Genomic DNA, 9,036 nt, shown 5'->3' with positions numbered 1-9,036 from the left:
GGGTAGCCGGTCGACCCGACCTCGTGCGCCTGCTCGAGATACTCCTGCTCGTTCGGATAGATGTGATCATCGAGGAACCGCTTGACCTCCTCGAGAGTCTCCACACCCTTCTCCGTGAACTGGTACGGCATCAGGACCTCCGGTCGTCGTGTCTCGTACCTGTGCGCTCCTGGTCCGATCCTGTCCCATCCGGCGTACGACGTCTGCCCGCCCCCCGAATTCGGTTCGGTTCCACGACCCTGAGCCGCGTCAGAGCCGCATCAGGACCAGCGCGGCGGCGAGCGCCGCCACCGCCCAGGCCATCGCCTGCAAGGCCTGCTCGAGCGGCGCCAGGATCGTCGCTTCGTCGAGCGGCCGGCTGCTGCCGTCGTCGGCCACGACCCTGCCCTCCACCGCGCGGGTGCGCCGGCGGATCCCCCGGGCCGGGGTGCTCAGCGACCGCTGCGCGCAAGACAACCCGGTGGCCGCCGCCGCCGCCAGGAATGCCGGCGCGCCCAGCGTGAAGCCTTGGGCGTAGTAGCCGGTCAGCACCGGAAAAGCGCCCCAGGCAACGGAAAATCCGAGCTGGTTGTGCAGCAGCCCGCCGAACAGCTCGAAGTTGTAGCCGGCCACCAGCAACGCCCCGACCAGGGCGAAGGGCACCATCCGCCAGCCGGCGTACGCCAGCCCCATCGCCACCGCAGCAGCCACCGCGACCGCACCGACCGCGGCCAGCGTCCGATCCGCGATCCCGGTGCGCAGCGGGTGCCCGTGCAGCTCGTCGGCGGCGTGCGCGCCGACGCCGACGGCGAGGAAGAACGCAAGGACGGCGCCGCCCATCCGCCACACCGCGAACTGCGGAGCGAGTGCCGCGCCGATCGCCACGTAGGACAGGTGCCACGCGGTGTACGGCGGGTGCAGCAGGGTGAGCCAGTCGCGCACCCCGCCGGTGCCACGCCCGGTGGCGTAGAAGGCGGGCCGGTGCGCGACCTGGGTCATGGCGCCGACGCATCCCGCTTGCGGGCGCTCATGACGAGACCGCCGCCGAGGCTCATCAGCCGCACGTCGACGTCGACGAGTCCGGCCGCCTGCCAGGCCTCGACGTGTGCCTGCAGCGGGAACCGGCGGTAGTGCCCGGAGATGCTCGGCCCGAGGAACCGCCCGACCCGCCACCAGGGGCGGCCGCCGGTCAGCAGGCCGAGCACCGGCAGCAGCAACCGCGTGTAGAGCACCCACGCGGCGCGCCACAGCGCGTTCGGCGGCACGTGGAACTCGAGGCTCGCCAACGTGCCGCCCGGGCGCAGGCATCGGGCCAGCTCGGCGACGGTTCCCACCGGGTCGTCAACGTAGCGGAGCAGGTAGGAGAACGAGATCGCGTCGAAGGTCCCGTCACGGAACGGCAGCCGCTCGCCGCGGGCCAGCGCCAGGTGCATACGAGACTGCTGGCCGGCCCGCCGGACGTTGGCGACCCCCTCGCGCAGCATCGCCTCGGTGAGGTCGACGCCGACGATCCGGGCCGGCGAGCGCGCGGCGATCGCGAGGGCAACGCCGGCCGGTCCGGTGGCCACATCGAGCACAACGGCCGGCGACGCGGCGACGATGCGGTCCACGACGGCCCGCCGCCATCGCCGGTCCTGCCCGAAGGACAACAGGAACGCCAGCCGGTCGTAGCGTGCCGGCATCGGCGTGAAGAGCCGGCGGGCGACGCGGTTGATGTCGGTGCGCGCGCCGACAGACTGCGCGGGTGCCGCCATACCGTCGACCGTAGGCCTGCGACCCCCGAACGCGCCAGGTGCGACCATCCGGTGGCCAACCGGGACATCTCCTGCCATCGTCGGTGCCACGGGGGAAGCGGCTGGTCGGTTCAGGAGGCCGGGTGGCAGCGCGCTACGACGTGGCCGTGGTCGGCGCCGGACCCGCCGGCAGCATCGCCGCGCTCCAGCTCGCCCGCCAGGGCGCCCGGGTGGCGCTGATCGACAAGAGTGAGTTCCCCCGGGCCAAGGCCTGCGGCGACCTGGTCGGGCCGCGCGGCGTCGCCCTGCTGCAGGCGCACGGCGTCGCGGTCGCCGGGCCGCCGGCATCGGACATGTACGTCGAAGGGCCCGCGGGGCGGCGCGTCCGGCTGCCGGCGTTCCCGGGTCGCAGCTATCCCGGCCACGCGCTGGTCTGCCCGCGCACGACGTTCGACGCGGCGCTACGGTCCGCCGCCCTCGACGCCGGTGCCGAGGGCGTCCAGGCGCGCGTGACCGGGCTGGCCTCGGTCGACGGGCACACGCGGTTGACCACCGCCGGCAACCACCGGGTCGACGCCGACCACGTCGTGGGCGCCGACGGCGCGCTCAGCGTCGTCGCCGAGCAGGCCGGTCTCGTGCGCAGCGAGCAGGTGCTGTGGGGGTTCGCGCTGCGCGGCTACCTGCCGGCCGTCCCCGACCTCCCGATGATCAGCCTGCGCGACGAGCGGCCCGGCCGGGCCTACCCGGGCTACGGGTGGCTGTTCCCCGGCGTCGACGGGCGTGCCAACGTCGGCATCGGCGTGGGGCTGCTCGACGACCGAAGCGGCAGCCGGCGGACCCGCGCCGACCTCACGGCCTACGTCGAGGGGCTGGTCGCGCGGGGGCTGCTGCCCTGCGGCGAGGTCGAGGACGTGCAGGGCGGCTGGCTGAAGATGGGCACCGTCGGCACCGTCCCCGCCGCGGGGCGGGTGCTGCTCGTCGGTGACGCGGCCGGACTCGTCAACCCGTTGCAGGGCGAAGGCATCGGTCCGGCCATGGAGAGCGCTGTCCTGGCCGCGCGGGCGATCTGCCGGTCCCCCGGTGACGCCGCGGCGGTCTACCGGCAGTCCCTCGCCGACCGCTTCTCGCCGTACCTCAACCTCGCCGCCCCGCTTCAGGCCGCGCTGCTGCGCCACCCCGCGGTCGTCTCCGTGGGTGCCCGGGCGCTGACGTCGGCGCCGGTGGGACGGCGACTCGCCGGCACGTGGTCCCTCACCTGGAACGACCTGCTCGACGGCGCAACCCCTCGGCCGGCGCTGACCGCCGCCCGGCTCATCCGGGCTGCGGCCGGGCCGCTGGCCCGGCGCAGCCGCACCGGCCGGCTGCTCGCTGAGACGTTCCTAGACTCGGGCTGACCGGCGCGCGGCCCGCGCGCTCGCGCGGCGGGAGTCCCCGAGTGTCGACCGAGGAGTCGGAGACTCCGCAGGCCGGCATCATCCTGCTGGGCGCGATGACGGCGATGACGCCGATGTCGATCGACGCCTACCTGCCCGCGCTGCCGTCCCTGTCGCGCGACCTGTCGGCGAGCAGCAGCGTCGCCCAGCTCACGCTTACCGCGCTGCTCGGCGGCCTGGCGTTCGGGCAGCTGGTCATCGGCCCGATCAGCGACCGCGTCGGCCGGCGCCCGCCGGTCTTCGCGGGCTTGGCCGGGTTCGTCGTCGCCTCGCTGCTGTGCGCGGTCGCCCCGTCCATCGAGGTGCTGATCGCGCTGCGGTTCCTGCAGGGGGCCTCCGGTGCAGCCGCGGTCGTGGTGGCCCGTGCGGTGGTCAGGGACCTGCACGGCGGCACCGCGGCCGCACGGGTCTACGCCGCGCTCATGCTCGTGCTCGGCGTCGCGCCGATCGTCGCGCCGATCGCCGGCGCGCAGCTGCTCAAGGTCACCAGCTGGCGGGGCGTCTTCGTCGCGCTCGCGCTGATGGGCGGGCTGCTGCTGGCGTCGACGGCCCGGTGGTTGCCCGAGTCGCTGCCCGCGGAACGCCGGCAGCCCGGTCGCTGGCGCACGACGATGACCGTGTTCGGCCACCTGCTGACCGACCGGCAGTTCACGGGCTACGCGCTCGCGGGCGGCCTCGGCTTCGCCGCGATGTTCGCCTACATCTCCGGCTCTTCGTTCGTCCTGCAGGACATCTACGGATTGTCGCCGCAGGCGTTCAGCGGAGTGTTCGCGATGAACGCCGCGGGCCTGATCCTGCTCAGCCAGGTCAGCGCCCGCACCGTGCACCGCACCGGCCCGCGTCCGCTCCTGTTGCTCGGCCTCGTCCTGTCGGCGACCGGCGGCATCGGCATCGTCGTGTCGGTGCTGATCGGAGCCGGACTGGCCGGCGTACTCCCCTCGCTGTTCGTCGTGGTGTCGGCGGTCGGCCTCACCTCGCCCAACGCGACCGCGCTGGCCCTCGCCGAGCACGGGCGCACGGCCGGGGCCGCCTCCGCGCTCGTCGGGGTCGTGCAGTACGTGCTCGGTGCCTCCGCGGCCCCGCTCGTCGGGTTGGCCGGCTCGCACACCGCCGTACCCATGGCCGTCACGATCGCCGTCGCGGGCGCGGCCGGGCTCGCGGCGACGGCCCTGACCCGCACGCCCCGCCGCGTGTCAGGCTGAGGTCATGGCGCTCGACCTCCGGGAGACCCTGCGGCCCGTGACGATCGCCGGCCGACCGCTGCCGCTGGTCGGCCGGGCTCGGATCTACGCCTGCGGCGTCACGCCCTACGACGTGACGCACCTCGGGCACGCCGCCACCACCGTCTGGGTGGACGTCGTCGTCCGCCTGCTGCGCCGGCTCGGCACCGACGCCGAGCTCTGCCGCAACGTGACCGACGTCGACCAGCACCTGTTCGCCGCGGCCCGCCGCGCCGGCGCGGAGTACGACCGGTTCGCCGCCGTGCAGCAGTACTACTTCGACCGCGACCTGGCCGCCCTCGGTGTCACGCCACCGACCCACGAGCCGCGGGCGCGCACCCACATCCGCGAGGTGATCGCCCTCGCGGCCGGGCTGGTCGACCGCGGCGCGGCCTACGTCCGCGACGGCACCGTCTACTTCCGCGGCGCCGGCGTCCCCGACCGCGCCGGGCTGAGTCACGACGAGGCCATCGCACTGCTGACGGAGTACGACGACGAGCCCGGCGACCCGCGCAAGGACGACCCGCTCGACGTCACGGTCTGGCAGGCCGCCCGCCCCGACGAACCGGCGTGGCCGAGCCCGTGGGGCGACGGGCGACCCGGCTGGCACGCCGAGTGCACGGCGATGGTGCTGTCGACGTTCGGGCCGGCCATCGACCTGCACGCCGGAGGGGCGGACCTGCGCTTCCCCCACCACGCCTACGAGGCCGCCCAGGGCGAGGCGATCACCGGCGTCGCGCCGTTCTCGCGTGGCTGGCTGCACGTCGGCACGGTCCGCCTCGACGGTCACAAGATGGCGAAGTCGGCCGGCAACCTCGTGCTGGTCTCCGACCTGCTGCACCAGCACAGCGCCGCCGCGATTCGCCTGCTGCTGCTCCGCCGCTCGTGGTCGCAGCCGTGGGACTACGACCCGGCCGAGCTCGAGGCCGCGGCGACCGCGCTCGAGGCGCTCTACTCCGGGGCCGGCCGCGGCGGCGACGGGGCGGCGGAGGCGGCCGTCCTCGACGCGCTGCGCGCGGACCTCGACGTACGCCGTGCCCTCGACATCGCCACCGACGCGGGCGGTGCCGCAGCACGCACCCTGGTCGAGGTCCTCAACCTGCGCTGAACCTCCGATCCGGCCGCCACCTGCCTGGACCAAACCGAATCAGATTCGGTAGCCTCGTCGGCACCCCACAGTCCGACCGACGAGGTGACCACGATGGCGGATTCCGCCCTGGCCACGGCCGATGCCGTCCGCGCCGAGGTGCGCGGCTTCATCGACACGAGCTTCGACCCGAAGATCCCGCTGCGCGAGTGGCTGGCGCGGCTCGCCGACTCCGGGTGGGCCTGCCCGACCTGGCCGACGGAGTGGTTCGGCAAGGGCCTGTCCAACGACCTCGCGGCAGTGGCGTTCGAGGAGTTCCGCAAGGTCCACGCGCCCGGCCCGCCAGCGGGTCTGTCGCGGATGCTCGCCGCACCGACGATCATCGCGCACGGCAACGACGAGCAGAAGCGCCGCTTCATCCGGCCGATCCTCGTCGGCGACGAAGCGTGGTGCCAGCTGTTCAGCGAGCCCGGCGCCGGCTCCGACCTGGCCGGCCTGCAGACCCGGGCCGAGCTCGACGGCGCGGAGTACGTCATCAACGGGCAGAAGGTGTGGACCTCCGGCGGCCTCGGTGCCGATCTCGGCATGCTGCTCGCCCGCACCGACCGCGATGCGCCGAAGCACCGCGGCATCACCTACTTCGCGTTCGACATGAACCAGCCCGGCGTCGAGGTGCGGCCGCTGCGCCAGATCACCGGTGAGTCGCACTTCGCCGAGGTGTTCTTCACCGACGCGCGCGTGCCCGCCGCCAACATCATCGGCGACCTGAACGGCGGCTGGGGCGTCGCCCTGACCACGCTGGCCAACGAGCGGGTCGGCCTCGGTGCCGGCGGCAGCCTGGGCTTCTCGATCAGCGCGCCAGGGGGGACCCGGGTCGCCGACCAGCTCGACCAGTCGGTCGGTGACTACATCGAGAGCCTGCGCACCGCGGCCCCCGCCCAGCGCGCGACCGGCTCGGCGATGGCCGGCCGCGGCGCGGAGAGCTTCATCAAGCTGGCCAAGGAGACCGGCCGCGCCGGCGACCCCAACGTCCGCCAGCAGCTCGCCCGGCTCTACACCCTCGGCCAGCTCAACCGCTGGAACGGCCTGCGCGCCAAGGCGGCGGTCGCGGCCGGCGGCCGCCCGGGCGCCGAGGCGTCGCTCGGCAAGCTGATGGTCTCCCACATCACCCGGCTGTCCCGCGACGTCGGCATGTCGATCGCCGGGGCGCGCGGGATGCTCGCCGGTGACGACGCGCCGCTGCACGGCTCGCTCGCCCTGCAGTTCCTCGGCGCGCCGGCTCCGTCGATCTACGGCGGCTCCGACGAGATCCAGCACAACATCATCGGTGAGCGGGTGCTCGGCCTGCCCAAGGAGCCCGACGTCTCGAAGAACGTCGCGTTCAAGGACCTGCGCGTCGGCACGCAGAAGGAGTCGCAGTCATGATCATGGCGTTCACCGCGGAGCAGGAAGAGCTGCGTCGCTCGCTGCGCCGGTTCCTCGAGGACAAGGCCTCGTCGGCCGAGGTGCGCCGGCTCATGGAGACCGACGAGGGCTACGACCCGACGGTCTGGACGCAGATGGCCCAGCAGCTGGGCCTGCAGGGCATGGCGATCCCGGAGGAGCACGGCGGCGCCGGCTTCGGCCAGGTCGAGCTCATGGTCGTCTTCGAGGAGATGGGCCGGGCGCTGCTGCCCGCGCCCTACTTCTCCACGGTCGCCCTCGCCACCAACGCGCTGCTGCTCTCCGGTGACGACGCGGCGAAGAAGGAGCTGCTGCCCGGCATGGCCGAGGGCGCGACGATCGCGACGTTCGCGGTCGCCGAGGACTCCGGCCGCTACGACTTCGACGACGTCGCCACCACGGCGACGAAGGCCGGTGACGGCGGCTGGACCCTCGACGGCAGCAAGGCGTTCGTCCTCGACGGCCACACCGCCGACCTGATCCTCGTCGCGGCGCAGGCGCCCGGCGGGCCCAGCGTCTTCGCGGTCCAGGCCGACGCCGCCGGTCTCACCCGCCGCGCCGTCCAGACGCTCGACATGACCCGCAAGCAGGCCGAACTCACCCTCACCGGCACGCCGGCCCGGCTGATCGGCACCGAGGGCGCGGGCCGCGACCTGCTCCGCCAGACCCTCGACCTGGCGATCGTCGCGCTCGCGGCCGAGCAGGTCGGCGGTGCGCAGCGCTGCCTCGACATGAGCGTCGACTACGCCAAGCTGCGGGTGCAGTTCGGCCGGCCGATCGGCAGCTTCCAGGCGGTCAAGCACAAGTGCGCCGACATGCTGCTGGAAGTCGAGTCGGCGCGCTCCGCGGCCTACTACGCCGGCTGGGCCGCCGCCGAGGGCTCCGACGAGCTGCCCATGGTTGCCGCGCTGGCCAAGGCCTACTGCTCCGACGCCTACTTCCACGCCGCCGCCGACAACATCCAGATCCACGGCGGCATCGGCTTCACCTGGGAGCACGACGCCCACCTCTACTACCGCCGCGCCAAGAGCTCCGAGCTGCTGTTCGGCGACGCCGTCGAGCACCGCGAGCGCCTGGCCGCGGCGCTGCTCGACTGAGCCGGCGACACGAGCGGTTTCCCCGGCGTAGGCCAGCGAGGCCTCGGGCGGACCCGTGCCCGGTCCGGTGACTGCAAGCGTCCCCGGCCGGGCATGAACGCCCGGTGTACGTCGCCATCATCGCTGCCCTCATCGCGGGCCTGTTCTTCGCGATCGGAGGGGTGCTGCAGCAACGGGTCGCGAGCACGCGGCCCGAGGGCGAGTCGCTCTCCCCGCGGCTGATCTGGGATCTGCTGCACCAGCGGCTGTGGGTCGCGGGCATCTCCTGCGCGGTCCTGTCCTACGTCTTCCAGGCCCTCGCGCTGAACTTCGCGCCGCTGGCCGTCGTGCAACCGATCATCGTGTCGGAGCTGCTGTTCGCGATCCCGATCTCGCTGCGGCTGCACAAGATGCGGCTGCGCCGCCGCGACTGGATCGGCGTGCTGGCCGTGGCGGTGGGCATCGCCGCGGCGATCGCCGCGGCCGCCCCGACCCAGGGCAACCCGATCCAGCCGATCGGGCAGTGGACCCCGGTGCTCGCCGCGATCGCGATCCTGGTCGCCGGCGCGCTGCTGATCCAGCGGCGCATCAGCGGGCCGATGCGCGCCTCGCTGATCGCGCTGGCCGCGGCCGCCACCATGGGGACCGAGTCGGGCCTCATGGCCGCGGCAACCAACAAGTTCTCCAAGGGCGCCATCTCGGGCTTCGAGTCCTGGGAGATCTACGCGATGACGCTGACCAGCATCTTCGGGCTGCTGCTCATCCAGTCGGCGTTCCAGGCCGGGCCGCTGGCGTCGAGCATGCCCGTCGTCGACGCGGCCGAGCCGCTCGTCGCCATCGGCATCGGCCTCGCGCTGTTCGGCGAGTCGATCCGCACCGCCCCGCTGGCACTCGGGGTCGCCATCGCGGGCATCGCCGCGATGATCGCGGGCATCGTGCTGCTCGACACGTCTCCGGTCGTGCAGGCGTTGCACGAACAGGAGAAGGAGGAGGCCGAGCACACCGGCCACGGGGAGACCGTGTCGCTGGGAGCCGACGCGGAAGCAGCCTCGAGCGCCTGACCCT

The 9,036-nt window shown here is 73.6% G+C and carries 8 protein-coding genes; 6 read left to right on the top strand and 2 right to left on the bottom strand.

Going from position 1 to position 9,036, the window contains the following annotated elements; all coding sequences use genetic code 11:
* Positions 1 to 249 precede the first annotated feature (249 nt).
* Both VFJ21_08245 and VFJ21_08240 read right to left on the bottom strand, forming a co-directional pair.
* Positions 250 to 978 (bottom strand): hypothetical protein, encoded by a 729-nt coding sequence (locus VFJ21_08245; protein ID HET7407107.1) that lies wholly within the window; start codon positions 976 to 978, stop codon positions 250 to 252.
* The gene (locus VFJ21_08240) at positions 975 to 1,733 is read right to left on the bottom strand and encodes a class I SAM-dependent methyltransferase (protein HET7407106.1); all 759 of its coding nucleotides are present in this window, start codon (positions 1,731 to 1,733) and stop codon (positions 975 to 977) included. Before VFJ21_08240 ends, VFJ21_08245 begins: the two co-directional genes overlap by 4 nt.
* 122 nt (positions 1,734 to 1,855) lie before the next feature.
* Between VFJ21_08240 and VFJ21_08235 the strand changes: the two genes are divergently transcribed.
* The 6 genes from VFJ21_08235 to VFJ21_08210 all read left to right on the top strand — a co-directional run bounded on the left by VFJ21_08235 (position 1,856) and on the right by VFJ21_08210 (position 9,032).
* The gene (locus tag VFJ21_08235) at positions 1,856 to 3,106 is read left to right on the top strand and encodes a geranylgeranyl reductase family protein (GenBank protein ID HET7407105.1); all 1,251 of its coding nucleotides are present in this window, start codon (positions 1,856 to 1,858) and stop codon (positions 3,104 to 3,106) included.
* A gap of 41 nt (positions 3,107 to 3,147) precedes the next feature.
* The gene (locus VFJ21_08230) at positions 3,148 to 4,347 is read left to right on the top strand and encodes a Bcr/CflA family multidrug efflux MFS transporter (protein HET7407104.1); all 1,200 of its coding nucleotides are present in this window, start codon (positions 3,148 to 3,150) and stop codon (positions 4,345 to 4,347) included.
* A gap of 4 nt (positions 4,348 to 4,351) precedes the next feature.
* The gene (locus VFJ21_08225; protein ID HET7407103.1) at positions 4,352 to 5,473 is read left to right on the top strand and encodes a class I tRNA ligase family protein; all 1,122 of its coding nucleotides are present in this window, start codon (positions 4,352 to 4,354) and stop codon (positions 5,471 to 5,473) included.
* A 93-nt stretch (positions 5,474 to 5,566) separates the two neighbouring features.
* On the top strand, positions 5,567 to 6,877 hold the full coding sequence (locus VFJ21_08220) for an acyl-CoA dehydrogenase family protein (protein ID HET7407102.1): 1,311 nt from the start codon (positions 5,567 to 5,569) through the stop codon (positions 6,875 to 6,877).
* The gene (locus VFJ21_08215) at positions 6,874 to 7,992 is read left to right on the top strand and encodes an acyl-CoA dehydrogenase family protein (protein HET7407101.1); all 1,119 of its coding nucleotides are present in this window, start codon (positions 6,874 to 6,876) and stop codon (positions 7,990 to 7,992) included. Before VFJ21_08220 ends, VFJ21_08215 begins: the two co-directional genes overlap by 4 nt.
* Positions 7,993 to 8,096: 104 nt before the next feature.
* Positions 8,097 to 9,032 (top strand): DMT family transporter, encoded by a 936-nt coding sequence (locus tag VFJ21_08210; protein HET7407100.1) that lies wholly within the window; start codon positions 8,097 to 8,099, stop codon positions 9,030 to 9,032.
* The last annotated feature ends 4 nt before the right edge of the window (positions 9,033 to 9,036 follow it).

The organism is Mycobacteriales bacterium (genome assembly GCA_035690485.1).
Lineage (GTDB): Bacteria > Actinomycetota > Actinomycetes > JAFAQI01 > DASSKL01 > DASSKL01.
This window is presented reverse-complemented; position numbering and strand designations above follow the sequence as displayed.

What these genes read in the sequence shown, in the direction of transcription:
- VFJ21_08240 (HET7407106.1), bottom strand. Translation starts at nt 1,733, where the DNA reads ATGGCGGCACCCGCGCAGTCTGTCGGCGCGCGCACCGACATCAACCGC.
- VFJ21_08225 (HET7407103.1), top strand. Translation starts at nt 4,352, where the DNA reads ATGGCGCTCGACCTCCGGGAGACCCTGCGGCCCGTGACGATCGCCGGC.
- VFJ21_08215 (HET7407101.1), top strand. Translation starts at nt 6,874, where the DNA reads ATGATCATGGCGTTCACCGCGGAGCAGGAAGAGCTGCGTCGCTCGCTG.
- VFJ21_08245 (HET7407107.1), bottom strand. Translation starts at nt 978, where the DNA reads ATGACCCAGGTCGCGCACCGGCCCGCCTTCTACGCCACCGGGCGTGGC.
- VFJ21_08220 (HET7407102.1), top strand. Translation starts at nt 5,567, where the DNA reads ATGGCGGATTCCGCCCTGGCCACGGCCGATGCCGTCCGCGCCGAGGTG.